General features: G+C 59.3%; 28 protein-coding genes and 1 tRNA gene. 15 read left to right on the top strand and 14 right to left on the bottom strand.

What is annotated here, in order from left to right:
- Position 1 precedes the first annotated feature (1 nt).
- The 5 genes from HMPREF2537_RS11405 (at position 2) to HMPREF2537_RS11380 (ending at position 5,510) form a co-directional block, all read left to right on the top strand.
- Complete coding sequence (locus HMPREF2537_RS11405; RefSeq protein WP_070529160.1) at positions 2 to 964, top strand: Ppx/GppA phosphatase family protein; 963 nt, start codon at positions 2 to 4, stop codon at positions 962 to 964.
- A 78-nt stretch (positions 965 to 1,042) separates the two neighbouring features.
- Positions 1,043 to 1,119, top strand: a tRNA-Leu gene (locus HMPREF2537_RS11400).
- 225 nt (positions 1,120 to 1,344) lie between these two features.
- The gene (locus HMPREF2537_RS11395; RefSeq protein WP_070529157.1) at positions 1,345 to 2,145 is read left to right on the top strand and encodes a Bax inhibitor-1/YccA family protein; all 801 of its coding nucleotides are present in this window, start codon (positions 1,345 to 1,347) and stop codon (positions 2,143 to 2,145) included.
- Between the two features lie 840 nt (positions 2,146 to 2,985).
- Positions 2,986 to 3,657 (top strand): DUF3558 family protein, encoded by a 672-nt coding sequence (locus HMPREF2537_RS13180; RefSeq protein WP_083299021.1) that lies wholly within the window; start codon positions 2,986 to 2,988, stop codon positions 3,655 to 3,657.
- Positions 3,658 to 4,070: 413 nt separating this feature from the next.
- On the top strand, positions 4,071 to 5,510 hold the full coding sequence (locus tag HMPREF2537_RS11380) for a hypothetical protein (RefSeq protein ID WP_246820323.1): 1,440 nt from the start codon (positions 4,071 to 4,073) through the stop codon (positions 5,508 to 5,510).
- Positions 5,511 to 5,601: 91 nt separating this feature from the next.
- Here the strand turns inward: HMPREF2537_RS11380 and HMPREF2537_RS11375 are convergent, their stop codons facing one another.
- From HMPREF2537_RS11375 to HMPREF2537_RS11365, 3 genes are all read right to left on the bottom strand, one after another.
- On the bottom strand, positions 5,602 to 5,856 hold the full coding sequence (locus HMPREF2537_RS11375; protein WP_070529145.1) for a hypothetical protein: 255 nt from the start codon (positions 5,854 to 5,856) through the stop codon (positions 5,602 to 5,604).
- Positions 5,857 to 5,905: 49 nt separating this feature from the next.
- The gene (greA, locus tag HMPREF2537_RS11370; RefSeq protein WP_010187368.1) at positions 5,906 to 6,427 is read right to left on the bottom strand and encodes a transcription elongation factor GreA; all 522 of its coding nucleotides are present in this window, start codon (positions 6,425 to 6,427) and stop codon (positions 5,906 to 5,908) included.
- A 117-nt stretch (positions 6,428 to 6,544) separates the two neighbouring features.
- Entirely contained in the window at positions 6,545 to 7,036 is a 492-nt protein-coding gene (locus tag HMPREF2537_RS11365) for a DUF4307 domain-containing protein (RefSeq protein ID WP_070529142.1), read from the bottom strand.
- Between the two features lie 92 nt (positions 7,037 to 7,128).
- On the opposite strand from HMPREF2537_RS11365, the gene mca reads away from it, so the two are divergent.
- Genes mca through HMPREF2537_RS11350 form a run of 3 tightly spaced genes read left to right on the top strand, consistent with a single transcriptional unit; the run spans position 7,129 to position 9,108 of the window.
- Positions 7,129 to 8,019 (top strand): mycothiol conjugate amidase Mca, encoded by an 891-nt coding sequence (gene mca / locus HMPREF2537_RS11360; RefSeq protein ID WP_070529140.1) that lies wholly within the window; start codon positions 7,129 to 7,131, stop codon positions 8,017 to 8,019.
- A 3-nt stretch (positions 8,020 to 8,022) separates the two neighbouring features.
- Entirely contained in the window at positions 8,023 to 8,316 is a 294-nt protein-coding gene (locus HMPREF2537_RS11355; protein ID WP_010187365.1) for a hypothetical protein, read from the top strand.
- Between the two features lie 21 nt (positions 8,317 to 8,337).
- Entirely contained in the window at positions 8,338 to 9,108 is a 771-nt protein-coding gene (locus HMPREF2537_RS11350; protein WP_070529137.1) for an isoprenyl transferase, read from the top strand.
- A gap of 14 nt (positions 9,109 to 9,122) precedes the next feature.
- Here the strand turns inward: HMPREF2537_RS11350 and coaA are convergent, their stop codons facing one another.
- Positions 9,123 to 10,049 carry a type I pantothenate kinase gene (coaA, locus tag HMPREF2537_RS11345; RefSeq protein ID WP_010187363.1) on the bottom strand — a complete coding sequence of 309 codons (927 nt, stop codon included), beginning with the start codon at positions 10,047 to 10,049 and terminating at the stop codon, positions 9,123 to 9,125.
- A 196-nt stretch (positions 10,050 to 10,245) separates the two neighbouring features.
- On the opposite strand from coaA, the gene glyA reads away from it, so the two are divergent.
- Entirely contained in the window at positions 10,246 to 11,547 is a 1,302-nt protein-coding gene (gene glyA / locus HMPREF2537_RS11340) for a serine hydroxymethyltransferase (RefSeq protein ID WP_070529124.1), read from the top strand.
- Here glyA and HMPREF2537_RS11335 read toward each other — a convergent pair.
- Positions 11,544 to 11,864 (bottom strand): DUF5997 family protein, encoded by a 321-nt coding sequence (locus HMPREF2537_RS11335; RefSeq protein WP_210383661.1) that lies wholly within the window; start codon positions 11,862 to 11,864, stop codon positions 11,544 to 11,546. The two genes, glyA and HMPREF2537_RS11335, sit on opposite strands and share 4 nt — an antisense overlap.
- 98 nt (positions 11,865 to 11,962) lie before the next feature.
- Between HMPREF2537_RS11335 and HMPREF2537_RS11330 the strand changes: the two genes are divergently transcribed.
- The 4 genes from HMPREF2537_RS11330 to HMPREF2537_RS11315 all read left to right on the top strand — a co-directional run bounded on the left by HMPREF2537_RS11330 (position 11,963) and on the right by HMPREF2537_RS11315 (position 15,754).
- Positions 11,963 to 12,664, top strand: a complete 702-nt coding sequence (locus HMPREF2537_RS11330; RefSeq protein ID WP_070529121.1) for a LysR family transcriptional regulator substrate-binding protein — start codon at positions 11,963 to 11,965, stop codon at positions 12,662 to 12,664.
- A gap of 135 nt (positions 12,665 to 12,799) precedes the next feature.
- Complete coding sequence (locus tag HMPREF2537_RS11325; protein WP_246820322.1) at positions 12,800 to 13,420, top strand: LGFP repeat-containing protein; 621 nt, start codon at positions 12,800 to 12,802, stop codon at positions 13,418 to 13,420.
- Positions 13,421 to 13,748: 328 nt separating this feature from the next.
- Complete coding sequence (locus tag HMPREF2537_RS11320) at positions 13,749 to 15,107, top strand: PhoH family protein (protein ID WP_070529116.1); 1,359 nt, start codon at positions 13,749 to 13,751, stop codon at positions 15,105 to 15,107.
- 71 nt (positions 15,108 to 15,178) lie between these two features.
- Entirely contained in the window at positions 15,179 to 15,754 is a 576-nt protein-coding gene (locus HMPREF2537_RS11315; protein ID WP_010187346.1) for a GNAT family N-acetyltransferase, read from the top strand.
- Positions 15,755 to 15,954: 200 nt separating this feature from the next.
- Here the strand turns inward: HMPREF2537_RS11315 and HMPREF2537_RS11310 are convergent, their stop codons facing one another.
- The 4 genes from HMPREF2537_RS11310 to glpX form a co-directional block, all read right to left on the bottom strand.
- Entirely contained in the window at positions 15,955 to 17,529 is a 1,575-nt protein-coding gene (locus HMPREF2537_RS11310; RefSeq protein WP_070529113.1) for an MDR family MFS transporter, read from the bottom strand.
- Entirely contained in the window at positions 17,523 to 18,146 is a 624-nt protein-coding gene (locus HMPREF2537_RS11305) for a TetR/AcrR family transcriptional regulator (RefSeq protein WP_070529110.1), read from the bottom strand. Before HMPREF2537_RS11305 ends, HMPREF2537_RS11310 begins: the two co-directional genes overlap by 7 nt.
- Positions 18,147 to 18,524: 378 nt before the next feature.
- Positions 18,525 to 19,925 carry a class II fumarate hydratase gene (locus tag HMPREF2537_RS11300; protein WP_070529108.1) on the bottom strand — a complete coding sequence of 467 codons (1,401 nt, stop codon included), beginning with the start codon at positions 19,923 to 19,925 and terminating at the stop codon, positions 18,525 to 18,527.
- Positions 19,926 to 20,023: 98 nt separating this feature from the next.
- Positions 20,024 to 21,043 (bottom strand): class II fructose-bisphosphatase, encoded by a 1,020-nt coding sequence (glpX, locus tag HMPREF2537_RS11295; RefSeq protein ID WP_010187336.1) that lies wholly within the window; start codon positions 21,041 to 21,043, stop codon positions 20,024 to 20,026.
- Between the two features lie 200 nt (positions 21,044 to 21,243).
- Between glpX and HMPREF2537_RS11290 the strand changes: the two genes are divergently transcribed.
- Positions 21,244 to 21,834, top strand: coding sequence for a DUF4245 domain-containing protein (locus tag HMPREF2537_RS11290; RefSeq protein WP_070529106.1), 591 nt, complete (start codon positions 21,244 to 21,246; stop codon positions 21,832 to 21,834).
- 10 nt (positions 21,835 to 21,844) lie between these two features.
- Here HMPREF2537_RS11290 and HMPREF2537_RS11285 read toward each other — a convergent pair whose 3' ends face one another.
- The 3 genes from HMPREF2537_RS11285 to xseA are packed head-to-tail and all read right to left on the bottom strand — an operon-like array spanning position 21,845 to position 23,787.
- On the bottom strand, positions 21,845 to 22,201 hold the full coding sequence (locus HMPREF2537_RS11285; RefSeq protein ID WP_070529104.1) for a hypothetical protein: 357 nt from the start codon (positions 22,199 to 22,201) through the stop codon (positions 21,845 to 21,847).
- Positions 22,202 to 22,489: an exodeoxyribonuclease VII small subunit gene (locus HMPREF2537_RS11280; protein WP_010187330.1), complete on the bottom strand. Its 288-nt coding sequence runs from the start codon at positions 22,487 to 22,489 to the stop codon at positions 22,202 to 22,204.
- A 56-nt stretch (positions 22,490 to 22,545) separates the two neighbouring features.
- The gene (xseA, locus tag HMPREF2537_RS11275) at positions 22,546 to 23,787 is read right to left on the bottom strand and encodes an exodeoxyribonuclease VII large subunit (RefSeq protein ID WP_070529101.1); all 1,242 of its coding nucleotides are present in this window, start codon (positions 23,785 to 23,787) and stop codon (positions 22,546 to 22,548) included.
- A gap of 153 nt (positions 23,788 to 23,940) precedes the next feature.
- Here xseA and HMPREF2537_RS11270 point away from each other — a divergent pair, with 153 nt between their 5' ends.
- The gene (locus HMPREF2537_RS11270) at positions 23,941 to 24,900 is read left to right on the top strand and encodes a 4-hydroxy-3-methylbut-2-enyl diphosphate reductase (protein ID WP_201828430.1); all 960 of its coding nucleotides are present in this window, start codon (positions 23,941 to 23,943) and stop codon (positions 24,898 to 24,900) included.
- Here the strand turns inward: HMPREF2537_RS11270 and HMPREF2537_RS11265 are convergent.
- Together HMPREF2537_RS11265 and HMPREF2537_RS11260 are read right to left on the bottom strand one after the other, a co-directional pair.
- On the bottom strand, positions 24,897 to 25,640 hold the full coding sequence (locus HMPREF2537_RS11265; RefSeq protein WP_246818775.1) for a DUF6542 domain-containing protein: 744 nt from the start codon (positions 25,638 to 25,640) through the stop codon (positions 24,897 to 24,899). The two genes, HMPREF2537_RS11270 and HMPREF2537_RS11265, sit on opposite strands and share 4 nt — an antisense overlap.
- A gap of 35 nt (positions 25,641 to 25,675) precedes the next feature.
- Positions 25,676 to 26,746, bottom strand: coding sequence for a DNA recombination protein RmuC (locus tag HMPREF2537_RS11260; protein ID WP_070529507.1), 1,071 nt, complete (start codon positions 26,744 to 26,746; stop codon positions 25,676 to 25,678).
- Positions 26,747 to 26,748: the final 2 nt, after the last annotated feature.

Raw genomic sequence — 26,748 nt, 5'->3', positions numbered from 1 at the left:
TATGACACGCGTCGCTGCTGTCGACTGCGGAACCAACTCCATCCGTCTGCTTATCAGTGAGATTCAGGAAGATGGAAAGATCCGCGATATCTCCCGCACGATGGAGATTGTTCGTCTCGGGCAGGGCGTCGACGCCACCGGCGAGTTTGAACCAGAGGCCCTTGCGCGGACCCGCGCGGCGCTTGAGGACTACGTCAAGCAGATGAAGTTTGAGAAGGTCGAGCGTGTACGGATGGTGGCCACCTCAGCCACCCGCGATGCAAAGAATCACCGCGAGTTCTTTGACATGACTGAAGAACTGCTCGGTCAAGTTCAGCCTGGTGCTCGTGCGGAGGTTATTTCCGGCGAAGAGGAAGCGCTGCTGTCCTTTACCGGCGCGGTGGGGGACCTGCATTCTGAGGAGGGCCCGTACTGCGTTATCGATTTGGGTGGTGGTTCGACGGAGTTCGTCGTTGGCACCATCGACGGTGAGATTCTCGGCTCCCACTCGGCACAAATGGGCTGTGTGCGACTTACTGAGCGCATCATGCGCAATGATCCACCCACCGAAGCAGAAATTGAGATCGCTACGGATTACGTGGCTGAGCGCATGGCTGAAGTTGAGAAGATCGTTCCTATCGATAAAGCCCTGACCTTCGTTGGCTGCGCCGGTACGTTTACGACTCTGTCGGCACTGGCCCAAGGGATGGAACGCTACGATGCCGATTCCATTCATGGCTCCGAGCTGCGTTTCGACGCTCTACGGGTGCTCACCCGACAGATGATCGGTCTGCCTTCGGATGTTCGCGCTCTCAATCCCGTTATCCACCCGGGACGCGCGGATGTCATCGGCGGTGGATGCGTGGCAGTCGAGGGCATCATGACGATGATTGAACGCAATAGTGAGGCGCGTTCCTTCTTCATCAGTGAGAAGGACATCCTCGATGGCATCATTACTGGCCTTGCAGCAAAACTAGCGGGCTAAGGCCTGGAGGTTGCGCAGAAGCCGACCCTATTTTCAGCTCATGACTATCCGTGCCCTAAGATAAGTGGGCACGGTTTGGCCCCCATAGCCCAATCGGCAGAGGCAGTCGACTTAAAATCGATTCAGTGTGGGTTCGAGTCCCACTGGGGGCACCACTGGGGTGCCATGACCAGCGGAAACGCTGGTTTAATCAACCAGTCGTTGCGGGTGAGGGGCACTGCTTGACGACGAGTCCCTATTAAACGGGGATAATTTTGCGAATTTTGAGATTTTTGGGAACTTCCTAGCAATGGGGAGCGTTGATCCTAGTGAAGTGAAAGACAAGGCGGCCCCGAGTGGCCGCATTTTAGAGAACGACTGTGAAAGGAATCGGGATTCGCGTGCGTTCTAGCAACCCCGTCATGAGTTCCCTCTCGTCCAGCCAAAGCCAGACCCAGGTCAACCCCTACGGTCAGAGCGACAATCCGTTCAACCAGGGAAGCCGTAGCGCCGATCGTCCGCTGACGGTTGATGATGTCGTGACCAAGACTGGTATTACTCTTGGCGTCATTATTGTTATGGCTGTGCTCAACTTTGCCATCGGCGAGTTGGTTAACCCGGGCATTGCGATGATCCTGACCCTGGTTGGTGCGCTAGGCGGTTTTATTACTGTCCTCGTCTCAACGTTTGGAAAGAAGTTTGGCTCTGCTGCGGTGACGTTGATCTACGCCGTGTTTGAGGGCCTTTTCGTGGGCGGATTCTCGCTCATGTTCGCCGGCGTTTCCTTCGGCAACTCCGATGGCATGGCGCTCATTGGGCAGGCCATCATGGGCACTGTCGGTGTGTTTATCGGCATGCTGATGGTCTACAAGACCGGTGCGGTCAAGGTCACCCCGAAGTTCAACAAGATCATGTTTGGCCTTATTGCTGGTGTGGCAGTGTTGGCGCTGGGTAACATGCTGGGTGCTATTTTCTTCGGTTTCAATCCGCTGCGTGACGGCGGCATGCTCGCCATCATCTTCTCCCTTGTCTGCATCGTCTTGGCCTCGCTGTCCTTCATGACGGACTTCGACCAAGCTGATCGACTTATCCGTCAGGGCGCTCCGGCTCAGTACGCTTGGGGTATCGCTCTTGGTCTGGCTGTGACCTTGGTCTGGCTCTACACCGAGATTCTTCGTCTGCTGAGCTACTTCAGGGACTAATTGGTCTCATAGCGCTGTTGCGAACCGGCGGTCGGCATCACAAACTTTGGTGATGTCGGCCGTCGGTTTCTTTTGTGAGCGGAGAACCTCCTATTGGACACAGCGCAGGCTATAGGCGGAGCGTTCTCTCTGTCACCTCAGGGCTAAACCGTCGGAGCTAGCCAGTAGTTAGCACGAATGTTCCTGGAGTCCCACGCGTGATTGTGTATCAATTCCGGTCGGTGAGATAGTCATCTTCCCCGCACGACGTGGATGAGCACACACTTAGTTATGCTTGTGAAGCCAAAGGTTCTCTTGATGGTTATGGGCAAAATGTTCGATTTATGGAAGGTTGAAAGCCGGAAGTCGGGGGACGAGTGGGTCATTGCTAGTCCTTCGGTATTGATGTGACTGCTGCTAAGCCGCAGTAATGCGTTGCTATGCCGTTGTCATTCTCTTGTAGGTCGGCTGAACTAGCTGGGCTTTTAAGTGGAGCTTGAGGTGTTGTTGAGTGGGATCATGTGAGGTGGTTGGCTTTCTGCTTTTCTACTGGAAAAACGACACCCGGAAGTTAACAGTGTTGTAATTAGGGGACCCCCATTTGGTTATAATCGGCAGCTCGGTCACATGTAGCTCCCTGCCGGCATCCAAGTTTCTTGCAGGCTACGACCAGCGATTATTTATAAAAGTGCTATTAATGGCGTCTAATAATTGACCTGTCTGGAAATATTGCGTGAAGCTTATTTGGGTCTGACGCGACATCTTGATAGTTCTCGTGCATTCTGGTCGCAGAAGCCGCTCGAAGCTATCAGCTTCAGTGAGGGGCTTCTGACAGTCAGGAAAGTTGGTTGAAGGGAAACCATGAAGCGAATCGGGGGCCTAGTGCTGGTGGCGGTTTGTATCGGGGTGCTGTCAAACTGCGCATCTCCGCTAGGTCTAGGTGCTCGCGACCATGGTGATAATCCGGGGGACTTTCACAATTTTCCTGGCGATAGCACCGGCGGTGGCTCAGGGGACTCGGGGGTCGCTGATGCCACCGCCACGAGGTCGCGAGAGGCTCAGGCTTCACGCGACGAGCCTCGTGCGGGAGGTGGGGTTCTGCCGCCACGTGGTGAGTTTGATCGTACGGTGCCTGGATTTCAAGTGTTTGATCCATGTACCACGGAGTCTCAAGCAGTGTTTGAAGACTTGGGTTTGGTGTCTACTGGTTCGGTTAAACGCGAAACTGGATATCGGGCTTGTCAGTTTGAGGCGCTGGATCAGGATGGAAGTAAAGCAAGCGTGACTGTGGTATCAAGGGATTCCACTATCTCTGAGGTTCGCTCAGCGTTCCCTGACGGGGTGGAGGCGACTGAAGAAGAAGCCAAATCAATCTACCTTGTTGAGGAATCGTTTATAACGAACGCGACCTGCACTGGGTATGTGGAGACTGTACAGGGGACGCTCTCAATCTCTTGGACGAACTTGTCCGACGCTATTTCGATAGTAGATAACTGTAAAAACGTTGAAAGGTTAGCAAGCGCCGCTATCTAGTTGGATGGGGCTCGGGGTAAGCGATGATTATTAATCAAGAGAATTTAAATCAGCAAGTCGACGCAATTAACAATCTGGGCCAAAATCTATCTCTGGCCACGCAAAGGGTGCATAGTCCTCTAGATGGAGGCTTCTCCACGGTTACCGGCCTAAGTGAAGTTGGTGCAATTCACCAGCGCGTGCTGGCTACGGATCCGGGGTCGGCGCGTAATTCTTTGGAGGGGTTTAGGGGACAGGTATCTTGGCTCGGGGAGGCACTTCAAACTGAATTAGCAAGCTTCGAATCGCAAGACGAACTCACCAGCCGGGGGCTGGATGTCGCTGATGCTGGCGGGGGAGGCGGGGCGTCGTCGATGCCGATAGTGTCACAACCAGACCCGGGCTACTGTCCGTTTGGGTTTACTGTTCCAATCGTGGATCCCGGCGCATCCATTATGGGCCTGGCATCGAATTTGTTCAGCACTCGCTTCTGGGACGTTTCGGAAGCCAACGCACGGTGGGGAGCGCTGAGTGGGGAAGTCGCCGATATCGTCGCTGGACTTGAGCGCTCAGCCGCGTCCTTGGAATCGGAGAATGACAGCGAAGCTACTACTCGTGCGGCCCACAAGATTCGTGAGGTCGCGCAGGCAGGAACACACTTCATCGCTAATGCAAATGTTATGCAGCAGAAGCTATTTGGCTTCCAAGCGCAGCTAGTGAACGTTCAACCCGAAGCCATTGCCCTGGCATTCGAGGTGGCCGCGATTCCAGATCCTGTTGCACGCGCAGCCGCTGAAAAAGCAGCATTGACCTATATGCAGGGTGTTCTGCAGCAGCAAGTGATTTCGGCTATGCCGTATCAGCATGCACTCATGGATGCGGCACCACCCAGTGGCGGTGGGGATACAAGCACTCATTTTGGGGCCGTCGCGGGCGACGGAAACCGGTACAACACAGATGGGGTTGCCTGGCCCCAAAAGATTGCTGAAGCAATACAGAGTGGCGCTGTGGGGCCTGGGTCTTTTGACGTCGCAAACGGCCAGATCCAAGGGCTTGGTGGCGTCGGGATGGGCGCTGAGGACATCGCGAAGTTTCATGGAGAATTGCAGAACCGTGGGCGCGATATTCTTAGCGACCTTGGCTTTGGTGAGGCGCTGGCGCCCATCGATGCAGCCGGGGTAAACACGTCGGCCGCTAGTGCGGGAGTCGGGGCTCTTAACCCGGTTCACGGCACGATGACAGGAGCCACGACTGCCCCGGGCGGTGCGCCCTATGCGGCAGGTGGTCTCAACGGATTGGGATCAGTCGGTCTCGCTGATGGACGTGGCAACCAGCTTCCCGGAGGAATTGCGGGACTCAATGGTCGTTTGCCGGAGGCATCAGCGAATCCAACCACATCTGCAGCGGGCTTGGGCGGCTTGAATTCTTCCTTCGGCGGGCCGCAGACCGGAACGCATCCGGTACTCGGTGGCCTTCCAGGGGCCGTAACAGGGGCTGGTCAGCAGAGGGAGGGGCGGGCGTCGCTAAGCGGCAGTGGCCTCCTAGGCGGTAGTGCAGGCAGTGGTGCGGTTGGTGTGGGTGGCATGGGCGGCGTGGCCGGTCCTGGTGGCGCTGGTGCCGGTGGCAGCGCCGGTGGTGTCGTGGGCGCTGCCGGCGGAGCGCACGGCGCGAAGTCGGGTGTTAGCAATGCCCGTGGTGCAGGGATGCGCATGATGCCCCTGATGGGCGGAATGGCACGCGGGAGCGATGGTGAGCGTCGGATCAAATCCGTCACGACGCAGGTGGAGCGCGACCCCAACCGCCGTGACCTGCTCGGCGAAGCGCCTGCGGTGCTGCCGGGAGTCATTGGGGATTGGGCCCGCGAAGAAAACTAGGGGTATGTGGTTGAGGGTGATTGCCCTCAAAACGCTGAAAGCGGCACCCGAATATTCGGGTTGCCGCTTTCGCTTCAAGTTTCCGCAGAGCCTACTGCTGAACCGGGGCAGTGGTGTATCCGGCCGGAGCAACCTCGGTGCCAGCAACTCCAGTCTCAGCAACCTCGGTCTCAGCCGCTGCTTCGGAGGATGCGGCGGCACCAGAGCCGGGGGCCTCACCAGTGAAGGTGGCGCCGGTGTCTACCTTCTCAGTGGAATCCTGTTGGTTCGGAGGGTGGCAGGCAGCGAGGGTGAGGCCAGCGGAGAAAACCAAACCAGCGGCGGCGAAACGAGTGAACTTCTTCATGGGGATAAAACTCTTTCTCAGAAAAACGGTGACCTAAGAGCAGTATAAATTAGGACTTGCGCGGAGTTGCGGCCTTTGCGGAATCATAAGGCGCAGCGGAGACTACGGTCACCGACAAGGTCTTGCCGTTCGGCGCGGTGTACTCGCGGGTCTCGCCTTCGGCGGCGCCCAGAAGGGCAGCGCCCAGCGGGGACTGCTCAGAGTAGGTTTCGAGATCCTTATTGTCGGAAGCAGCAGCACGGGTACCAATGAGGAAGGTCTCGCGGTCCTCCTCGTCACCGTTGTAGTAAACGTGGACAACCGAACCGATGTGGGCAACGCCCTCCTGGACGGCGGTGCGCTCGGTGGTGGAGTTAGCCAGAACCTCGGAGATCTGCTTGATGCGGGCCTCTTCCTGGTCCTGCATCTCGCGGGCGGCGTCGTAACCCGCGTTCTCCTTAAGGTCACCCTCCTCGCGGCGCTCATTAATTTCCGCGGCGACGACCGGGCGGTGGTCGATCAGGGCCTGCAGCTCGGCCTCGAGCTTGGCCTTGGTTTCCGGGGTGATGTATTGCTTCTGCTGCTCAGCCATAGTGCAACCTTCCGTATACGGTTTCTAATGATCACTTTTATTTCTCAAAGAACGGGCGTAAAAGTGCAGGTGGCGCAGCCCATTCAGAACGCTCAACATACTAGCACAGCTGGGCTTTTAGTTGTCGGTTGCCTCACCCGCTGTATCCATAGTGTTGGTATCGAGATAAGAAGGAATATTTCCAGAACAGCCGTAGACGCCACCGGCGACAGCCGGGTGATTGGTGGGGATGTCCACTGCGACGCGCTGGGCAGACTCGCCGCCGGCCGGCACAGCAAATTCGCGGCGGCCGACCTCCGCTTTGGAGTAGTCAAAAGCCTGCACGATGCAATAAGCAGGTTCTTCAACGCGGTTGCGCGTGATGTCTACCCAAATGCGCATGGAGTCATCGGAGAGAATCTCGTGGGTGACATAGGATATATCTGCGTTGACCTTCTGCTGGCCGCGGAAGTACTGGACGCCAAAGATGATGGCCGCGACGAGCATCCCCAAAAACGCCAATACCAGTGCCCGGTTGGTCCACGAGCCTCCCTTGAGCGGAGAGCTGTTCGTGGAGCCGTAGCGAGACTGTGAACGTGAGGAGCGAGAAGCAGGTTGGGCGTCAGACATGAGTTTGATTCTATCCAACGGTCGCCGCGAAGTTAGTATCCACTAGACTGGGCGTCTGTTTAAAGAAGCAATGTAGGGAGATGTAGCACCCAGTGAGTACGAAGCGCCTTTTGGCTATTCACGCGCACCCTGACGACGAATCCTCGAAGGGTGCGGCGACAACCGCGAAGTATGCTGCGGAAGGGGCGGAGGTCCTCGTCGTCACCTGCACCGGTGGTGAGCGTGGGGATATTATCAACCCAGCCATGGACCGCCCTGGTGTCCTTGAGAACATGGGCAGTATTCGTCGAGAGGAAATGGCGGAAGCGGCCGCGGCTTTGGGCGTGCAACACCGCTGGCTTGGGCACGTGGACTCGGGCCTTCCCGGAAACCCACTCGCACCTAATATTAAGGACCTGCTTCCTGAGGGCTGCTTTGCTCTCAAGGAAGATGATGAGGTAGCCCAAGAGCTGGTGGAGATTATCCGTGAGTTCCGCCCTCACGTCATCATTACTTATGACGAGAACGGCGGCTACCCGCACCCGGATCATCTCATGGTCTACCGGGCGTCTATGTTGGCGTGGGAAAAAGCGGGCGATGCCGCGTACCACCCAGAATTGGGGGAGCCGTGGGAGCCGCTGAAGCTTTATTACACGCACGGCTTTGTGTATCAAAGGATGAAGATTTTCCACGACCTCCTTGTGGAAGAGGGAAAGGTGAGCCCGTATGAGCCAATGCTCGCGCGGTGGGATACCGCCTTCGGTGACATCATGGCGCGAGTGACCACGCAGGTAGAGTGCGCGGACTACTTCCAAAACCGTGAGGACGCTCTCCGCGCTCACGCCACCCAAATTGATCCGGCCGGTGCCTTTCTTGCGACGCCGGTGTCCGTGCAACAGGAGCATTGGCCCACGGAGGAATTTGAGTTGGCTAAGACCCGCGTTTCGACGGCGCTGCCGGAGGATGATTTATTTGCGGGAATCCCGGAAGTAGGGGAGTCTTAAAACATGAACGCTTTGTACTTCGCGGCGCATGACGTCGCCCTGCTCGCCCAGGGGAGCCAAAGCGGGCCGGTAGGACCAGAGTTCGGTAAGGCCTCGCCTATCGGTTTGCTCATCCTTGCCCTGATGGGCGTTGCCGTCCTCTTCGCAGGCTGGAATTTTCACCGCCGTTACTCGCGTTTCCGTCGCCGCACCATGTTCGCTCAGGATCACGGCATTGATCCTTTCGACGATGAGGCGGTCGATGCGGCAATGAAGGAAGCCGGCATCCTCGATAACAGTAAGAAGTCCATCTTTTAACGCAGAGGACGTTTCCCCACCGTGAAGTTCCTAAGCCAGCTCCTATACCCCCTGTATGAGGCGCGTCTAACGCGTGAGATTAAGAACAAACCGCAGCCGCGCCACGTGGCAATCATGGCGGATGGCAATCGCCGCTGGGCGCGCGAGGCGGGCTTTACGGATATTAGCCACGGTCACCGCCAGGGGGCGCGGAAAATTAGTGAGATGATCTCTTGGTGCCAAGGCACCGACATTGAGGTCGTCACTATTTACCTGTTGTCGACGGAAAATTTGAAGCGCAGCGAGCAGGAAGTGCAGCTGCTCTTTGACATCATTTCCGATGTTGTCACGCACCTCTCCCAAGGGAACCTGGATTGCCAAATTCGTCTCGTGGGGCACCTGGATCTGCTTCCTGAACAAGTTACCGCCAAAATGCAGTGCGCTGCTGAAGCCACGGAGGATCATCAGGGCGTCATCGTTAACATCGCGGTGGGCTACGGTGGGCGTCAAGAAATCGTCGACGCCGTGCAGAGCCTCATTCGCAGCGAAGCCGAAAAGGGATTGAGCGCGGAGGAAATAGCGGAGAGCGTGACGGCGGAGGCCATCACGGGCAACCTCTACACCAAAGGTTTGCCGGATCCCGATCTTGTGATCCGCACCTCCGGCGAACAGCGCCTTTCCGGCTTCCTTCTGTGGCAAGCTGCTTATTCAGAGATTTGGTTTACCGATACCTATTGGCCTGCTTTCCGCCGGGTAGATTTCCTACGCGCCTTGCGCGATTATTCTCAGCGCTCGCGCCGCTTCGGACGCTAATTTCAGTTCGCTGGCTACAGCTTGCGCATCCGCACCCGATCTACCAAGTGGTGTGAGCCTTTGCGCAGAACCAAGGAAGCGCGCACCCGGGTGGGCAAAATATTCTCGATGAGGTTGGGCAGGTTGATGGACTGCCAGATTTCACGGGCCTGCACGTAGGCTTCCTCATCCGTCATGTCCGCGAAGGAGGCGAAGTGCGCACCTGGCTCGCGGAAAGCCGTGTGCCGGAGCTTGAGGAAGCGGTCAATGTACCACTTCTCAATGTCGTCGACTCGGGCGTCCACATAAACAGAGAAGTCGAACAGGTCGGAGACCATGAGGGTCGGGCCGGTTTGCAGCACGTTGAGGCCCTCCAAGATGAGGATGTCCGGCTGCCGGACTTCCTGGAATTCCCCGGGGACGATGTCATAGGACACGTGCGAATAGAGCGGGGCCGTGACTAGAGGTTTGCCAGACTTAACGTCGGTAACAAAACGCATCAGCGCGCGGCGGTCATAGGACTCCGGGTAGCCCTTGCGCTGCATTAGACCGTGTTCTTTGAGGTAGGCGGTGGGGTAGAGGAAGCCGTCCGTGGTTACCAAGTCGACCTTCGGGTGGGATTCCCAGCGCTCAAGGAGCACTTGGAGCAGGCGTGCTGTCGTGGATTTGCCCACGGCAACAGAGCCGGCGACGCCGATGACGAAGGGCACGTGCGTCGGCGGATTACCTAAGAAGGCTTCAGTGGCCGCGGTGAGTTTTTGCCGGGCCTCCACCTGCATATGAATGAGACGCGAAAGAGGGAGGTAAACCTCTGCTACCTCGGTGAGGTCGATGCGGTCACCGATGCCGCGGAGTTTTTCCACCTCGTTTGCCGTGAGCACCTGTGGCATGGATTTACGCAGGGCACGCCACGTATCACGGTCAAAATCGAGGTACGGGCTCGCATCGGTCATTCGCGCCATGCCGACTATTGTCGCACTGCATCAGGCGCCTAGTGCAATTGCCCCGAATGAAAAGATTCCTAGAGGCCCCCGCGCGGGGGATGCGGGCGTTAGGATGTAGAACTAGCTTCGGCGATTTTTAAAGCCGGTGGTGTTGTGCTGCGAGCGGGCACTGCTGGCGATCTTGACCATCTTTAGGAAGGGACACCACGCTTTCATGACGACTACGAACAATTCAGACGTGCGCTACCAGGAGATGCGCGATCTTGACCCCGAGGTCTTCGATGCTATCTCCGGTGAGATTGCTCGTCAGCGCGATACCCTCGAGATGATTGCTTCGGAGAACTTCGTCCCCCGCGCGGTTCTGCAGGCACAGGGCTCTGTTCTCACCAACAAGTACGCAGAGGGCTACCCGGGACGCCGCTACTACGGCGGCTGCGAGCACGTCGACGTCGTGGAGGACCTGGCACGCGATCGCGCCAAGGCGCTGTTTGGCGCCGATTTTGCCAACGTCCAGCCGCACTCCGGTGCGCAGGCCAACGCTGCTGTGCTGGCCTCGCTGATCCAGCCAGGTGATAAGATCATGGGCCTGTCCTTGGCGCATGGCGGTCACCTGACCCACGGTATGAAGCTGAACTTCTCCGGCAAGCTTTACGACGTTGCCGCGTACGAGGTTGACCCGGAAACCATGCGCCTCGACATGGATAAGGTGCGCGAGCAGGCTCTGGCTGAGAAGCCGCAGGTAATCATTGCAGGTTGGTCCGCCTACCCGCGCACCATTGACTTTGAGGACTTCCGCTCCATCGCTGATGAGGTCGGCGCCTACCTGTGGACGGATATGGCGCACTTCGCAGGCCTCGTGGCCGCCGGTCTGCACCCTTCACCGGTGCCGCACTCCGATGTTGTGTCCTCCACCGTGCACAAGACGCTTGGTGGCCCGCGCTCCGGAATTATCTTGGCCAAGCAGGACTTTGCCAAGAAGATCAACTCCAACGTCTTCCCGGGGCAGCAGGGTGGTCCGCTCATGCACGTCATCGCGGCAAAGGCTATCGCCCTCAAGATTGCGGCCACCGAGGAGTTCAAGGAGCGCCAGGAACGCACCCTGGAAGGTGCTCGCATTCTGGCTGAGCGCCTGACCGCTGAGGATTGCACCAAGGCAGGTGTCGACGTCCTCACCGGCGGCACCGACGTGCACCTCGTCCTGGCGGACCTGCGCAACTCCGAGCTCGATGGCCAGCAGGCGGAGGACCTTCTCCACGAGGTCGGCATCACCGTGAACCGCAATGCGGTTCCGAATGATCCGCGCCCGCCGATGGTCACCTCCGGCCTGCGCATCGGTACCCCGGCCTTGGCTACCCGCGGCCTCGACGCGGCGGCCTTCACCGAGGTAGCCGATGTCATCGGTACCGCACTGGCAAACGGCAAGAACGCGGACGTCGCCAAGCTGCGCGCCCGCGTGGAGAAGGTCGCCGCGGACTTCCCGCTCTACGACGGCCTCGAAGACTGGAAGTTGGTCTAAGCTTCCGAACGCTCCTCAGCGTGAGCTTTCCGGGCGGCCTCGAGCCACTCGGGCATTGCGCTGAGGAGTTCTTTAATTTCCGCGGTGGTGAGAGGGCGGTCCATCTCGTTCTTCTTCAGCGCGGTCACGGAGATCCCCAGCTTCTGTGCCACCACTGGGCGCGGATGCGGGCCTTCTCGGCGCAGGTTAGCGAGCCATTCCGGCGGATTCTCCTGCAAGTCGCGCAGTTGCGCGTGGGTTACTGCGTTGGCTTGAAACTCCTCCGGGGTGGCCGGCAGGTAGATGCCCAGCTTCTTGGCCGCGGTTTGCGCGCGCATGGCGGTACCGGAAGGCTGCTGGGTTTCGGTGGTCGGGGTTTCATTATTTGGGGTATCAGTCACGCTCACCACGCTAGCAGCAACGTAGTATGAGGTGCATGCTCCGCCTTGTCTTTTCCACTGGTACAGAACCCGGTAAGTGGTTTCGCCGCTACCGTGACTCGCATTCTCCCGAGTCCCTGGTGACCGTCGACGCCGATGATGCGATGGCGGTTCTTCTCGCGCATGAGGCAGACCTCGCGCTGACCCGCCTGCCAGATTCGCGGGTTGATGACAGCTTCCATGTGGTCCGTCTTTATGAGGAGGCGCCTGGTATTGCGGTGCCGAAAGACTCGGTCTACGCGGAGGTGGGGGAGGACATTTCACCAGAGGACGTCGCCGAAGAGATCGTGAACTACCGGATTGCGCAGGACGGCAGCGTCGACGTTCCCGCGCTGCGCACCGCCCTCCAGATTGTGGCAGCCAACGTGGGCGTGGCCATCGCACCTCGCCCCCTGCTGAAGGTGCTGAGCAAGAAGCAGGTAGTCGCACTTGGGCTGGAGGACCCTTCCGTTGCGCGCACGGAGATCGCTTTGGTGTGGCGCCGGGCTGACGATGGCGACGAGATTCAGGACTTCGTCGGGGTGGCCAAGGGAAGGACGCGGAATTCCTCCCGCAACACTGCTGAGAAGCGCAGTGCGCGCGATAAAGCAAAGGCTAAGCAAGAACGCAGAAGGGCCCAAGGAAAGTCTCAAAAGGGCTCGATTTTCAAACCGTTACCGAAAAGATATAAGGGTTCTCAACAGCGGAAACGTAGATAAAGAAACCTCTTTGTTGTCAAATCATAGGCTGGATGGTGGCAAGACGTGCTGGCTATGCCTACGGTGGGCTTCGTTCTCAACAAAAGTACTTAGAACAGTGCTCAACTAGAAGAGAAAGGCCTAAGAATGAAGAAGATGACTCGTCGTTTCGCTGCTGGTATCGCCGCCGCCACCCTGTCCCTAGGCGTCGTTGCTTGCTCGGATGCTGAGGATGCCGCTAAGGAGGCTGGCGACGCCGCACAGTCCGCCGCGTCCGACGCTACCGATGCTGCCGGCTCTGCCGCTCAGGACGCCAAGGATTCCATGAAGGACTCCGAGTCCGCGGATCCTTCCGATGCTGAGGGTGCTGACTCCTCTGAATCAGACTCCGCTGACTCTGAGGCTGGCGCCGAGGGTGACAAGGAGGGCGTATCCACCGCCAATGGTGATGTAGAGGTCCCTGCTGACTTCGCTCAGGCCATCAAGGAGAAGGCTGCTGAGTGGGGCGACCCGGAGTCCATCGAGACCACCGACAAGGGCAGCGTTGCGACCTTTGCCAAGGACAAGCTGCTGGCATTCGCTGAGGGTGAAGGCACCCAGCCGATTATTGGCAAGATCGCCGAGACCTGGACCGAGGAAGGCGGCCTTGAGAGCAAGGTTGGCCTGCCGACTGCCCCGGAGCAGGCCGAGGGCAACGGTTGGGTACAGGAGTTCACCAACGGCACTATCTCCTGGCTGCAGGGTGAGTCCGGCGAGTACGAGGCCACGATCAACTAAAGACTCAGAGCTATAAAACGGGAATAGTCACCCGTTGAGCTTTTAAGACAGGCTCCGCACTGATAGAACGGTGCGGAGCCTGTTTCTGTTTTCCATGGTCACGGCTTCGCTAAAAACGGCTCCCAACTCGTGGGAATGGTGTGACTGCGGTGAATGCCGTTTTAATACTGTTCATCTTGCACCCATGTAATTTCAACCTTCACTCTCTAGCGTGGACGGTGTCCGGAGGTTAAGTGCAGTCTCCGGGCAGTCCGACAATCACCAGCTTCACCATGCCCTCCCAGGTCGATGAGTAGGGGCGGGCATAACAAGGGAGAACCCTGCCGCTATGACCAATCCTTCCGTCCTGACCGAGCAGCCGCACGAGGCCGCTGTGGCAACCAAGACCTATGTCATCGATACCTCCGTCCTTCTCTCCGACCCCTGGGCGTTGCGTAAATTCGCAGAGCACGATGTGGTGCTGCCCATCGTCGTTATCTCTGAGTTGGAAGGAAAACGTCATCACCCGGAGCTTGGCTGGTTCGCCCGCCAAGCTCTTCGCTTTTTGGAGGACCTCCGCGCCACTTATGAAGCTCTAGACCAACCGCTGCCCGTCAATGCCGCGGGCGGAACACTGCGCGTGGAGCTTAACCACCAGGACCAATCCCTGCTGCCGGTAGCCTTCCGTGGGCCGGAGGGGGACCACCGAATCCTCGCGTGCGCGCTCAACCTCCAGCACGAGGGGAAGGACACCGTTCTGGTGACCAAGGACGTTCCGCTACGTGTCAAGGCTGGCGCTGTGGGCCTGCAGGCCGATGAGTACCATGCACAGGACGTTGTGCTCACCGGCTACACCGGCATGGCCACCGTGCCCACCAGTTCCGAGGTCATCGATAAACTCTACGGGGAGGGCGAGGTGCTTATCGACGGCTCCGTGACCACCGCCGGCACCCGCGTCGAAGACCTGCCGGTGCACTGTGGCGTGACGCTGCAGGCAGGCGGGCAGTCAGCACTGGGACGCATGACGCCTGAGGGCACCGTGCGGTTGGTGCGCGGGGATACCAACGTCTTCGGCCTGCAAGGCCGTTCCGCCGAGCAGCGCGTTGCGTTGGATCTCTTAGTAGATCCTTCCGTGGGCATCATGTCCATCGGCGGCCGAGCGGGCACGGGTAAGTCCGCGCTGGCGTTGTGTGCTGGCTTGGAAGCAGTGCTGGAACGTGGCGAGCACCGCCGCATCGTGGTGTTCCGCCCGATGTATGCGGTGGGCGGGCAGTCCTTGGGGTACCTGCCAGGCTCTGAGAGCGAGAAGATGAACCCATGGGCGCAGGCCGTGTATGACACCCTGGAAGGCTTGGTATCCGACAACGTCATGGAGGAAGTCCAAGACCGCGGTCTCTTGGAAGTTCTCCCGCTGACCCATATCCGCGGCCGCAGCTTGCATGATTCCTTTGTCATCGTCGACGAGGCCCAGTCGCTCGAGCGCAATGTGCTGCTGACTGTCCTGTCGCGGTTGGGCCGCGGCTCCCGTGTGGTGCTCACGCATGATGTTGCCCAGCGCGATAACTTGCGCGTTGGTCGCCACGATGGTGTGCAGGCAGTCATTGAGAAACTCAAGGGGCATGAGCTCTTTGCGCATGTGACCCTGCAGCGCTCTGAGCGCTCTGCCATTGCAGAGCTCGTCACCGATTTGTTGGAGGGTGAGAATTAACGCGTTCGCGAATGGCGATCTGCCTGCTCTCAGCTTGGCATTAACGCAGTGCGCTCAGTAATAATTGTTCCATGAGCGACAACGCGAAAGACAAGAAGAAGGATTTCCGCATCCGGCCCTTCAACGCTGCGGACTATCCGCAAATGCGGGAAATCTATGAGCAGGGCCTTAACACTGGTCACGCCACCTACGAGACCCGCTCGTTGACCTTCGAGGAATTTAAGAACGTCAAGATTATGTCGTCCGTCTTCGTCGCTGTTGAGGAAGACGATGACTCGAAGGTTCTCGGTTGGGTCTGCGCTGCGCAGGCGTCCACTCGGACCGTGTTCCACGGAGTGGTGGAGGATTCCATCTACCTGAGCAAGGAAGCCCAGGGCAGGGGTATCGGTGGTGCTTTGCTGGATCAGCTCATCGAGGTCTGCCGTGACCTGCACAAGTGGGCCATCCATTCGTGGATTTTCCCGGAGAACGAAGGTTCCGCTGGTCTCCACAAGTCCCGCGGCTTCGTCAAGGTGGGTACCTACTCGCACATGGCAAAGATGACTTATGGTGAGCTAGCCGGCCAGTGGCGCGATACCGATGTCTATGAGCTGCTCCTTCCGAAGCCGGAAGAGAAGAAGGCAGAAGCCAACCAGAAGAGAAAGTAATTATCCCGCGTTATGAGTGGTCCGGAGGCACTGCGACCAGTGTGGGCATCATTGCCGGCCTGCTGGCCACTTATCGGTGTGGCCGCGCAGGTGGCGCGCCAGCTAGGAATCCTGCGCTAGGCACTGTGTTACGAGAAAATCCTCGCTACGTGAGTATTCGTAGCGAGGATTTCTTGTTGCTGAGACCTTGGGGGAGTGCTCTAATCGATGGTCTCCTTGAGGTGCTCCTCCCGTATCGGCAGGATGAGCAGGAGAGCGATGATGGCCATCGGGACCATAAGCAGGATGACTGGGGTGAGTCCGTCGTTGTAGGCATTGAGGATAACGTCGCGGATTGGGTCAGGAAGCTGTGCCACCATCGACGGGGTCAGGCTAGAGGAACCGCCGCCCTCGGCGCTGAACTTTTCCGCAAAGGGTGCACCGGCATTGCCCATGGAGGCAATAGCAGCCGGCATATTGGCAGCCAACTCATCCTTCATGTTGTGGATGAACAGCGAGCCCACCAAGGACGCACCCATGGCGGAACCAATCTGGCGGAAAAAGTTGTTAGCCGCCGTTGCGGTACCCACCAGCGCCACGGGGAAAGAGTTCTGAACGATGAGAACGAGCACCTGCATGACGAAGCCGAGGCCGATGCCGAAGACGAGGAACTCGGCTCCAAGCTGAGTCAGGGAGGTGTCCACAGTCAGCTTCGACATCCAGAACAGAGCGCCTGCCGTAATTGCGAGGCCAATGATGGGGTAGCGCTTGTAGTGGCCGGTGCGGGCGATGACGAACCCAACGGTGGTGGAAGTACCGATCATGCCGAGCATCATCGGGATCATCATGAGACCCGCCTTGGTCGGCGTTAGGGTGTGCACCATCTGCAGGTAAGTCGGCATGTAGCCCAGCACGCCGAACATAGCCAAGCCCAGCACCATGCCAGCTGCCGTCGTGAGAACCATGTTGCGGTTCTTAAACAGCAGCACTGGGATCAGGGGTTCCTTGGCCCGCTTCTCGACGAAGACCGTGATGACAGCACCAATCACAACGATCACGGCCAAGGTCAGAATGATGGGATCCGACCACTCATACTGGGTGCCGCCCCAGGTGGTCATGAGGATGAGCGAGGCGGTAGTGATAGCGATGAAGGTGGCTCCCAAGGCATCAAACTTGCGCAGATCAGTATCGCCGACGCGCAGGTGCAGAACGAGCACGCACACAGTCATGGCGAGCAGACCAATGGGAATATTCATCCACAGGCCCCAGCGCCAGCCTGGACCATCAGTGAACCAGCCGCCAAGGACTGGGCCGAGGACGGAGGACAGGCCGAAAACGCCGCCCATGATGCCCATGAACTTGCCGCGCTCACGTGCCGTGGTGACCTCCGCGATGATGGACTGGGAGGAGATCATCATGAATCCGGCGCCGAAGCCTTGAATGGCACGGCCGATGATGAGCAGGTTCATAGAATTGGCGAAGCCGCCCACGGTGGAGCCGATGACGAAGGTGGCAATACCTCCGATGTAGAGCCACTTGCGGCCCATCATGTCACCGAGCTTGCCGGAGATAGGCATAGCAATGGTCATGGTGACCAGGAAGGCGGAGATAACCCAGCTCATGTGGTCGACACCACCGAGCTCGCCGACGATGGTGGGGAGGGCGGAGGCGAAAATCATTTGCCCCAAAGAGCTCATCAACATGGTGAGCACAAGGGCAGAGAAGACGAGGGCAAGGTTGTTTTCCGGCTTGCCGTTGTCAGTGTGGGCCACTGACGGTTTCGCGGTAGCTACCATGAAAGTTCTTTCGAATAGTTGTTGATGAGTGTGAGTGCGGAATCAAAGCGCTGCTCAAAGGGGATAGCGCAGCTGAAGTCTGGCGAGGAGGTGGCCAACCAAAAAGCCTCACGGATGGTGGCAGCAATGAGGAGTGCCTCCGTGTGCGGGGAGACATCCGGCATGGTCTTTAGCGTTGGTTCCTTCTCCAGCCGCTGGGTGAGAAGCTCAAGGACTTCGTTGGATTTGGCACGCTTTCTGCTTAAGGACGCCGCCGCTGCGTCCGCATCGCGGGAGATACGGCGGCGTCGCTCAGCAATGTCCCTATTGGCGTGCTGCCCAATGAGGTGTTCCTTGATGAGGTCTACGGCCAGCTTGAAGAGGTTCTCCGTGGGAGTTTCGAGCAGGTAGCTCTTCTGCTCCTGGGAGAACTCTTGGCTGGGGTTGCCCAAGACGGCTGAGTCCTTGGAATCGAAATAGTTAAAGAAGGTGCGCCGAGAAATCCCGGCCTTCTCACAAATCTCCTCCACCGTAACTGCAGCAAAGCCGTGCTCGTCTACCAAGAGGGTGGCAGCATCCTCTATGCGTAGGCGAGTTTTCAGGCGTTTTTGCTCGCGTAATGACAGTTCTTCTTGCACGGAGTGCAATGCTACACCCAGTGCAAGTTTGCACCAAGTGCAAAGCTGGTGATTCTCATGATGGTGGGACGATTTTTATGGCGCGGCGCACAGGAAAGGAGATAAGAACAGCAATCCGACCTTCGCGCCCACCGGCAGCGTGGGCTGTGGCTGGTTAAGGCTCGCCGTGAGCGCGGAGGGCGTGAAGTGATGGCTAGGAAAGAAACTCTCAAGCCCAAAACTGCCCTAGTTGACGAAGTTATTGCCAGATCTTGAGGCTATAACTTTGGCAGATCGGGCAGTTTGGCTACCCCGCCCTGTTGTTGGCCCAGCGGGGTGGATGGGAAAACGGCGAAGCCGCCCTCCCGAAGGAGAGCGGCGGCGTGGACGAAAGCGAGCTTAGAAGTTGTCGCGGTCGCGGTTGGTCATGGTGAGAACGTTGAGGCGCTCATCGAGCTCCTCCTCGGTGAGGTTCTCGCCGTCGACGAAGCCGAGGTCGATGACTGCCTCGCGGACAGTAATCTTCTCGTGCAGAGCGTGCTTAGCTGCCTTGGCGGCGTTCTCGTAGCCAATCTTGGAGTTCAGCGGGGTCACGATGGAGGTGGAGGACTCCGCAAACTTCTTCATGCGCTCCTCGTTGGCCTCGATGCCGTCAACGCACTTCTCAGCGAAGACGCGGGAAACATTGGCCAGCAGGCGGGAGGACTCGAGAACATTGCGGGCCATCATCGGGATGTAAACGTTGAGCTCGAAGTGGCCGTTGGAGCCGCCGAAAGCAACAGCAGCGTCGTTGCCGATGACCTGGCTGACCACCATGGTGGCGGCCTCGCTCAGAACCGGGTTGACCTTACCCGGCATGATGGAGGAGCCCGGCTGCAGATCCGGGAGGTGGATCTCCGCAAGGCCGGTCAGCGGGCCGGAGCCCATCATGCGAATGTCGTTGGCAATCTTGTTGAGGGAGATAGCCACGGTGCGCATGGCGCCGGAGAACTCAACGAGAGCATCGCGTGCAGCCTGAGCCTCGAAGTGGTTCTTGGCCTCGGAGAGCTGATCGATGCCGGTGAGCTTCTTGAGCTCCTCGGTGACCTTGCCGCCAAATTCAGCGTCGGTGTTCAGGCCGGTACCGGTAGCGGTGCCGCCGATAGCCAGTTCACCCAAGCGCGGCAGGGTAGCTTCGACGCGCTCAATACCAAGCTCGATTTGGCGAGCGTAGCCGCCAAACTCCTGGCCCAGGGTGACCGGGGTGGCGTCCATCAGGTGGGTACGGCCGGACTTGACCACATCAGCGAATTCCTTGGCCTTGGCCAGCAGGGAATCGTGCAGGACCTTGAGGCCCGGAATGAGGTCATTAACGGCAGCTTCGGTTGCCGCAACGTGGGTTGCAGTGGGGAAGGTGTCGTTGGAGGACTGGCCCATGTTCACGTGGTCATTCGGGTGAATCTCCACGCCGTTCTTGTGGGCGATGGAAGCGATGACCTCGTTGGTGTTCATGTTGGAGGAGGTACCGGAGCCGGTCTGGAAGACGTCAATCGGGAAAGCATCGTTGTGCTTGCCCTCTGCAATCTCGGTGGCTGCGGCGATGATGGCGTCAGCCTTCTCCGCGTCCAGCTTGCCGGAGTCCTTGTTCACCTGAGCGCAGGCAGCCTTGAGTAGGCCGAGAGCGCGAATCTGAGCATCTTCGAGACCGCGGCCGGAGATCGGGAAGTTCTCCACTGCGCGCTGGGTCTGGGCACGCCACAGGGCGTCGACCGGAACCTTAACTTCGCCCATGGTGTCGTGTTCGATGCGGTATTCAGTCATGAAGTCACCTTTTCTGTGAGATGAGATTTGAGGGGTTCGCTATGTGTGCCGTGGCACGGCATTGACCGCTACCGTAGCACTCTTCCTAGGAAAGTGAACTAGCTTTCCTTATCGTGTGGGTTGGTGTAGTCCACCACGGAGTATTCCTGCAGCTTAGCCAGCTTATGGATGGAGTCGACGTAGCGGATGGTGCCGGACTTGGAGCGCATGACCAGAGAGCGGGTGGTGGCACCGTTCGGGCGATAAGAGACACCGCGGAGCATATCGCCATTGGTCACGCCGGTAGCGGCGAAGTAGCAGTTCTCAGAGGAGACCAAGTCGTTGGTGGTGAGGACGCGGTCGAGGTCGTGGCCAGCCTTGCGAGCCTTCTCGGCTTCCTCCTCATCCTTGGGCCACAGCTTGCCCTGAATTTCTCCGCCCATGCACTTCATGGCGCAGGCGGTGATGATGCCCTCTGGGGTGCCGCCGATGCCCATCATGATGTCGATGGAGTTGCTGTCCTGACAGGTGGCGATGGCGCCTGCGACGTCACCGTCCATGATGAGGCGAACCTTGGCACCGGCCTCGCGGATCTGACGGATGAGGTCATCGTGGCGCGGACGGTCGAGAACGACGACGGTCAGGTCAGCTGGCTTGATGCCCTTGGCCTTAGCCACCGACTTCACGTTCCATTCGACCGACTCGTTGAGGTCGATGGCACCGACTGCCTCGGGGCCGACAGCAATCTTCTTCATGTAGAAGACAGCGGACGGGTCGTACATCGTGCCGCGCTCGGCAGCAGCGATGACAGAAATAGCGTTCGGGCGGCCTTCAGCCATCAGACGGGTGCCGTCAACCGGGTCGACGGCGATGTCCATCTCGGCGCCCTGGCCGGTGCCGACCTTCTCGCCGTTGAACAGCATGGGGGCTTCATCCTTCTCGCCCTCGCCGATGACGACGACGCCGTTCATCTCGACGGAGTTGATGAGCTTGCGCATAGCATCCACCGCGGCGCCGTCACCCTCATTCTTCTGTCCACGGCCAACCCAGCGACCCGAGGCGAGCGCTGCCGCCTCGGTGACACGCACCAGCTCCATGGCTAGGTTGCGGTCGGGGATATAAGACGTGTTATCAGACATGTGTGATTAGTCCCTTTCTTTTCAGGTGGCTCGGCCCGGGTGGGGGACAACCCGGAATACAAATTCCATTCTTCCACTTTTCCCGCGCATCCAAGCCCGAATGCCTCCCCCAGAAGTGGGAATCGGGGGTAGGTGCCGTCAAAAGGGCAGGTCGGAGGTCGCTGTCGCGTGTGGCGGAGGCGGCGTGACATACTGGGCGGGTGGCATCTGAAGATAAACCAAAGATTTTTGAGGACGCGCGCGATATCACCTTGACGGTGGGCGTCATCCTCATCATGATGTTCCTCGCGGTCGGGGCAACGGGATTGTGCTCCATCAATCCGGAGAAGTCGGGGCCCGTGCAAAACGTGGATGCCGCTACCTTCCTGGAAATGGAAGCGCGCGGCAGTGGGGCCGTCATTAGGGAGCCGGTCATGCCGGAGGGCTGGCAGCCCACCGCGGCTCGGCGCAAGCAGATGGGCGGCGAATCCGCTGCCGTGGTGAGCTGGCTGACCACCAATGAAGGCTATGTCGAGTCGGCGCAGACGCAGGTAGCGCTTAGCGATGTCCCCGCGGCTTATGACTCCAACTATCGTGCTAACTCTGAGCGGCGTGAGGTAGCGGGTCAGGACGTGGAAATCTTAAGCAGCGATGACAAAGACGTGCGCCCGCTGTGGATTACCGACTTGGGTGATGCCCGCCTCGTCCTCACCGGCTCCGCCTCCGACGCCGACTATGAAGCAGCCCTGACCGCATTCACTGAGGCCGAGCCACTCCAGATCGCTGAGGATGGAAGCGTCATCAGCGAGTAAGCTCCGCTGCTTAGCGGAAGGTTACGCTCTGCAGCGTGGTTCCGTCCCATTCCACCTCGACCGAATCTCCAGCGGCGCTAGTGAGGGACTCTGGATCGAGGCCGCTCAGACGCGTCTTGCCGAGGTATACATCCACCTTCTCATGGAGGGACTTGCCGGGGAAGACGGCGATCTCGCTGAGCCTATTCTCGCTAAAGCGCAGAACAATGGAGCCGGAGAAGTAACTGATCTCTTCGCCATTCGCGGTGTGCGGGGGGCCGAAGAATTCTTCGGCGAGCTGGCGCGAATCACCAAAGACCATGGACCCTGCTCCGCCTGACTTGGAGACGAAGTCCACGCGATTTCCCGGGTAGCCGTAAATCTTCATTTAGTCTTCTCCTGCTTCTTCGTTGTGTGCTGCACTATCGGTGCCCTCTGCGTTCTTTCGGAGAGCCTCCTCTACGCGCTTCGAAGCGCCGTCGAGATGCGCCTCGCAGGCCTTAGCTAGGGCCTCGCCGCGCTCCCAGTACTTGAGGGATTCATCCAGTCCCATCTGTCCTAGCTCGAGGATTTTCACTGTTTCAATGAGCTCATCACGAGCCTGCTCATAGCTCAGCTCTTCCACCGGCGGGAACGCGTCCTGGCCGGGCTGGCCGGCGCCAATCGTGTCAGTCATGAGGTGAAGTATCTTCTTTCTCTTGTATGATTCGTTTTACCTATTAGGTGTTCTGTTTAATCTGCGGCCTGAGAAGCCATTGCAGCAGCGGTGATCGAGCCATCGCCCACACGTATGCGCAGTTGCGAACCCGGTGGTGATTGCGTGTAGCTCGTGACGACCTCCGGACCGCTGCCATCGCGCGGAAGGACCTGCACGATGGCATAGCCGCGTTCGAGGGTGGCCGAGGGGCCTAAGGCGGAGACCCGAGCACGCAACGAGGCTACCTGGTTAGTTTCGCGGTCCAGCTGGTGGCTCATCACCCGGCGGATCAGCGCGAGATTTCGCTCCAGCTCCTCGCGGCGTGCGTTGATCGGCACCATCGGATCTGCAAGAACCGGGCGGGAGCGGATGTTTTCGAGTCCGCGGCGCTCCCGGTCCACCCAGCCGCGCAGCGCTGCCGCCATGCGCGAGCGTGCTTCGGAGATCAGCGCGTATTCCTCGGCGGCGGAGGGCACGACACGCTTGGCCGCATCGGTGGGGGTGGCGGCGCGGAGATCTGCGACATCATCAAGCACCGGGTGATCCGGTTCGTGGCCGATGGCGGAAACGACAGGAGTGCGAGCCTCCGCTACGGCGCGCTGGAGTGCCTCCTCGGAGAAGGGGAGGAGATCCTCCACTGAACCGCCGCCGCGAGCGATGATGATGACATCGACTTCTGGGTCCGCGTCGAGAGTCCGCAGGGCGTCAATCACCTGGGTAACAGCCGTGGCTCCCTGCACCGCAGTATTGATGACGTTGAACTGGACCGCCGGCCAGCGGTCCTGTGCCACAGACAGGACATCGCGCTCGGCGTGGGAGCCGCGACCGGTGATGAGGCCGATCTTCTTGGGCAGGTAGGGAAGCGGAAACTTGCGCGAGGGATCGCACAGGCCCTCCTGGCGCAGCTTCTGGCGCAGCATTTCCACCCGAGCGAGGAGATCACCGATGCCGACGTGACGGATCTCGGTCACCCACAGGGAGAAGCTTCCGCGCCCAGCGTAGAAGGCAGGCTTGCCGTACACCACGACGCGGTCGCCATCTTTGAGCGGTGAGGGAGCATTGCGGATGAGCGAGGTGTTGCACGTCAACTGAACAGACTTTTCCTGCTCGACGTCACGCAGCGTGATGTAGGAGAGTTTCCACGTCGGCTTCATGTTCAGCTGGGTAATTTGCCCCTCCACCCAGAGGAAGCCGAGGCGTTCGATCCAGCCTTTGACTTGGTCATTGACCTTGCCGACTGGCCACGGAGTCTCCGCGGAATTGGCCGGTTGGTTCACGCGCAGTCCTTTCTCTTGAGCGGTCTTCTCGTTGGGGTCTGTTCTGAACAGTGTATGGCTCAGTCTAGGAGGCGTGCCGGACATCCGGTGTCACCGCCAAGCCGGTTGGGCGGGAACTACAGTATGTCTGCGACTTTCGATACTGTGGGTGCCATGACTGAAACTGCAAAGAAGGTGCTCCTGGCGGCTCCCCGCGGCTACTGTGCCGGCGTGGACCGTGCTGTTGAGACAGTGGAGAAGGCGTTGGAGAAGTACGGCGCCCCTATCTACGTGCGCAAGCAGATTGTGCACAACCGGTTCGTTGTTGAATCCCTGGCTAAGCGTGGTGTCATCTTTGTGGAGGAGGCTTCCGAAGCCCCCGAAGGCGCTCACCTCGTGTTCTCTGCACACGGCATCGCGCCGAGCGTGCGCAAGGAGGCACAAGAGCGCAAGCAGCTCACGCTCGATGCCACCTGCCCGCTGGTGACCAAGGTTCACAAGGAAGCTCAGCGCTTTGAGCGCGATGGCTACCAGATCCTCCTTGTCGGCCACGAGGGGCACGAAGAGGTCGAAGGCACCGCCGGTGAGGCCCCAGACGTCACCCACCTCGTGGATGGCCTGGAGGGCGTCGACAAGCTGCCCGATTTTCTGCATGAGGAAAAGCTCATCTGGCTGTCCCAGACCACGTTGTCGGTGGATGAAACCATCCAGATCGTCAACAAGCTGCGCGAGCGCTTCCCGCACTTGGAGAACCCGCCATCAGATGACATTTGCTACGCCACGCAGAATCGCCAGGAGTCGGTTAAGGCCATTGCGCCGAAGTGCGATCTCATGATCGTTGTGGGCTCCGAGAACTCCTCGAACTCCAAGCGCCTCGTCGAGGTTGCTTTGGAGGCGGGCTCTAAGACCTCACACCTAGTGGACTTTGCCTCGGAGATCGACGAAGCCTGGCTCGAAGGCGTAAACACCGTTGGCGTGACCTGTGGTGCGTCCGTGCCTGAGCTGCTCGTCCGTGAAGTGCTGGAGTTCCTCGATGAGCGCGGCTACAACGATGTTGAGCAGGTGACCACCTCTACGGAGACCATTACCTTCTCCCTGCCGCGCGAACTGCGTCCGGCACGTACGGCGCGTTAATCCTCGTCGTAGAGATTTTCTTCCAGCGGCTGGGAGGTCCGCTGGGAGCGCTCCCGCGCACGCCGCGCATTCTCCGCTGATTCGGCTGCAGCGCGGCGGAAATCTTCCCGCTCATCCGCATCGGGGGAAGCCTGTCGGCGCTTCGCGCGTTCTTCAGCTTGAATCCGGCGACGTTCTTCACGGTCGCGCTCACGGACTCGGCCTGAGCCCGTGGCCTCACGGGCAAGGAGTTCTGCTACGGACAGGCGCTCGGAGCGGCTCCGGCGATCGGACGCAACTTCGGCGCGGCGCTTTTCTTGGGCTTCCGCCTCAAGGTCCTTCGCGTGGCTATCGCTGCGCCACAGGCGCAGAACTGCAAGTAGCGCGCAAGCCACAACCGTGACGATGAGCACGGGGAAATGCTGCAACAGTGGGAAAGCCGTGGTGAGAATCGCAGTCTTGGAAAAGGGCGAGGCCCCTTCCGGCAATCCAGCGGTGGAGTTGATGAACCCGCCAACCACGGTTCCTAATGCGTACAGCAGCGGCAGGGAAATTACCGTCATGTAGAGGCCGCGAGTTTCCACCAACCAGGTGACAGACAGCGAGCCGAGTCCAAAAATCAGGGCGAAGGGCAGCCCCACGCTGCCCAGAATGCCTGAGACCGCCAAGGCCACAAGCGTAACGACGAGCGCGACGAGGAGTGCTCGGCTAAGCGGCATCCCGCGGCGGGGAGGGCGGCGACGATTTTTGGCTACAGACACGCCCAGAAAGCTTACCGGGCTTGGTGACCAAAACGTTATTCATTCTGGGCGCGCCGCGGCCAAGACCCGACGCTGCGCGGTTCCACCGGAAGGCGGTCGACGCGGGCTGGAACATCGAGATCCTTGAGCCGCCGCGCGGTAACCCCGACGCGAGAATTCAAACTGGCCAAGCTTGCGTTATAGGCTTCCACCGCGCGTTCGAGTCCGCGGCCCACCTTGTCGTAGTGTTCGTTAAGAGTGTTCAAGCGCGTATAAAGCTCGCGACCCAAACGCTGGACTTCGCGGGCCTTATCGGAGATTTCCTCGTGCTGCCAGCTCACCGCGACGGTGCGCAAGAGGGCAAAGAGGGTGCTTGGGGTGGCGATGACGACGTTGCGCTCGAAGCCGAACTCCAGCAATTCGGCGTCGATAGACAGGGCAGCGTCAACGAAAGTGTCGGCAGGGACAAAGAGAACCACAAACTGTGGGGTGGGGGAGAAAGCCTCGATATAGTCCTTGGAGGCCAATGCCTGCACGTGAGAACGCATGAGGTGAGCATGGCGCCGGAGATACCCTGCCCGCTCCTCTGGGTCCTCGGTCTCCATTGCGTCGAGGTAGGCACTGAGAGGAACCTTTGCGTCCACGACAATGCTGCGCCCTCCGGCCAAGTGAATGACCAGATCGGGGCGTACCAGCGATCCGTTGATGCGGGCGCTGACTTGGGAATCAAAGTCGACGTGTTTGCGCATGCCGCCGAGTTCAACGACGCGCTCTAATTGCACTTCGCCCCACCGTCCGCGGACATTGGGGGAGCGCAGCGCGCCGACCAGCTTGTCCGTGCGATCCGACAGGCGTGTTGAGGTACGAGTTACCGCTTGGACTTGGCTGCTGAGTGCTGCGAGTGAGGTCGCTCGATCTTCCTCGATTTCCTGGAGCTGTAGTCCGAGACGGTCCATGGCCTTCTCCAGCGGAGCGAGCTCTGCTTGGCGGCGCTGGGACTCTTGCAGGGCGCGATGCTCCTCTGAAGGCTGGGCGGATTGCGCTGAATAGGCGCGGGCTAGCCAGCCCAATGCGGCCCCAATGATGAGGCCGAGGAATAGGAGCACTACGGGGAGGGAAGACGTCATGC

It is taken from the genome of Corynebacterium sp. HMSC074E01 (genome assembly GCF_001808885.1).
Taxonomy (GTDB): domain Bacteria; phylum Actinomycetota; class Actinomycetes; order Mycobacteriales; family Mycobacteriaceae; genus Corynebacterium.
This window is presented reverse-complemented; position numbering and strand designations above follow the sequence as displayed.

Bases quoted from the DNA above. Each gene is read 5' to 3' on its own strand.
- HMPREF2537_RS11300 (WP_070529108.1), bottom strand. From the start codon at position 19,925: ATGACTGAATACCGCATCGAACACGACACCATGGGCGAAGTTAAGGTT.
- HMPREF2537_RS11330 (WP_070529121.1), top strand. From the start codon at position 11,963: ATGCTCCGCCTTGTCTTTTCCACTGGTACAGAACCCGGTAAGTGGTTT.
- HMPREF2537_RS11270 (WP_201828430.1), top strand. From the start codon at position 23,941: ATGACTGAAACTGCAAAGAAGGTGCTCCTGGCGGCTCCCCGCGGCTAC.
- glyA (WP_070529124.1), top strand. From the start codon at position 10,246: ATGACGACTACGAACAATTCAGACGTGCGCTACCAGGAGATGCGCGAT.
- HMPREF2537_RS11315 (WP_010187346.1), top strand. From the start codon at position 15,179: ATGAGCGACAACGCGAAAGACAAGAAGAAGGATTTCCGCATCCGGCCC.
- HMPREF2537_RS11285 (WP_070529104.1), bottom strand. From the start codon at position 22,201: ATGAAGATTTACGGCTACCCGGGAAATCGCGTGGACTTCGTCTCCAAG.
- HMPREF2537_RS11260 (WP_070529507.1), bottom strand. From the start codon at position 26,746: ATGACGTCTTCCCTCCCCGTAGTGCTCCTATTCCTCGGCCTCATCATT.
- HMPREF2537_RS11335 (WP_210383661.1), bottom strand. From the start codon at position 11,864: ATGCGCGCGCAAACCGCGGCCAAGAAGCTGGGCATCTACCTGCCGGCC.
- coaA (WP_010187363.1), bottom strand. From the start codon at position 10,049: ATGGCGCGAATGACCGATGCGAGCCCGTACCTCGATTTTGACCGTGAT.
- HMPREF2537_RS11375 (WP_070529145.1), bottom strand. From the start codon at position 5,856: ATGAAGAAGTTCACTCGTTTCGCCGCCGCTGGTTTGGTTTTCTCCGCT.
- HMPREF2537_RS11280 (WP_010187330.1), bottom strand. From the start codon at position 22,489: ATGACTGACACGATTGGCGCCGGCCAGCCCGGCCAGGACGCGTTCCCG.
- HMPREF2537_RS11405 (WP_070529160.1), top strand. From the start codon at position 2: ATGACACGCGTCGCTGCTGTCGACTGCGGAACCAACTCCATCCGTCTG.
- greA (WP_010187368.1), bottom strand. From the start codon at position 6,427: ATGGCTGAGCAGCAGAAGCAATACATCACCCCGGAAACCAAGGCCAAG.
- glpX (WP_010187336.1), bottom strand. From the start codon at position 21,043: ATGTCTGATAACACGTCTTATATCCCCGACCGCAACCTAGCCATGGAG.
- HMPREF2537_RS11365 (WP_070529142.1), bottom strand. From the start codon at position 7,036: ATGTCTGACGCCCAACCTGCTTCTCGCTCCTCACGTTCACAGTCTCGC.
- HMPREF2537_RS11355 (WP_010187365.1), top strand. From the start codon at position 8,023: ATGAACGCTTTGTACTTCGCGGCGCATGACGTCGCCCTGCTCGCCCAG.
- HMPREF2537_RS11310 (WP_070529113.1), bottom strand. From the start codon at position 17,529: ATGGTAGCTACCGCGAAACCGTCAGTGGCCCACACTGACAACGGCAAG.
- HMPREF2537_RS13180 (WP_083299021.1), top strand. From the start codon at position 2,986: ATGAAGCGAATCGGGGGCCTAGTGCTGGTGGCGGTTTGTATCGGGGTG.
- HMPREF2537_RS11325 (WP_246820322.1), top strand. From the start codon at position 12,800: ATGACTCGTCGTTTCGCTGCTGGTATCGCCGCCGCCACCCTGTCCCTA.
- HMPREF2537_RS11320 (WP_070529116.1), top strand. From the start codon at position 13,749: ATGACCAATCCTTCCGTCCTGACCGAGCAGCCGCACGAGGCCGCTGTG.